The sequence below is a fragment of the Blautia sp. AF32-4BH genome, from assembly GCF_003460565.1.
Lineage (GTDB): Bacteria > Bacillota > Clostridia > Lachnospirales > Lachnospiraceae > Fusicatenibacter > Fusicatenibacter saccharivorans.
Genome location: NZ_QTVL01000043.1, coordinates 1 through 985, shown reverse-complemented (window position 1 = coordinate 985; position 985 = coordinate 1). Strand labels below are relative to the sequence as shown.

The 985-nt window shown below is 44.7% G+C and carries 1 protein-coding gene; it reads right to left on the bottom strand.

Features of this window, described 5'->3' with window-relative positions:
* Nucleotides 1-906, bottom strand: a 906-nt coding sequence (locus DWZ44_RS18005; RefSeq protein ID WP_243002173.1) for an IS66 family transposase, incomplete at its 3' end; no start/stop codon positions are given.
* Between the last annotated feature and the right edge of the window lie 79 nt (nucleotides 907-985).

Here is a 985-nt window from a genome sequence, read left to right as displayed (position 1 = left end):
CGGCGGAAGTCCATCTTCTCCACTGCGGAAGAGCCACATCCAGGAATCCGTTTCAGGATTACGCTCCGGCTCATTCAGTACCTGAACCCGGGTTTCATCTGCCATCAGATATTTACGCATCCGTAACTGACGGTGAAAATAATCATAAACATGACGGAGATAATTCTCGGCACAGTAAATGATCCAGTTAGCAAGCGTAGCCCGGCTTAATGGGACACCCAGTTGCTTCCAGTCCTCTTCCTGCCTGTTTAACGGCAGACCATTCTGGTACTTCTGGTGCATTGCCCATCCGACAACGTATTCCGATGCATAACTTTCCGGGATCAATGCTTCCTGAACAGGGGCTTTGACAAATGTCTGATCATCCGGATGTTCCTCTGATATGGCACACTCCGGGCATTTATAGGTTTCACGATAGATATTTACTACTTTTCCCTTGGCAGGGGTAAAACGAAATTCATGGCGGACGAATTCTTTCCCAATACATTCCATCTGCGTTCCGCAGGTTGGACAGTTTCGCTCCTCCTCCGGAAGAGAAATGATCTCGTCGCAGGAAGGAACATTTTTAAAGAGATCAGCATGTGTCCGTCTTGCTTTTCTCTTATGTTCCGGAACAGTGATGTCATCAGGAAGTTCCTGTTCCCATGTTGGGTCTGCTTCCTGCTCGGCTTCATCAAAAAGATTCAACTGGCCATCGATATCTTTCCGTTTTTCACTGGAAGTACCAAAAAGTTTCTTCGTGAGATATTCAATCTGCTGACGAAGGTTTTCTTTTTCCAGCCGGTCTGCTTCCAATGTTTTTTGTAAAGACTGGATCAGTTCTGTCTGTGTGGAAATCGTCTTATTCAGTTGGTTGATCATGTCCTTGTACGCAAGGATTTTTGAATCTTTTGAATTGCCAGCCATATGTTTTCTGCTCCTTTTTCACTGCTCTTATTATACCATAAAAAGTAATGAAAAAGAAGCAGAAAACCCAGCATTTACA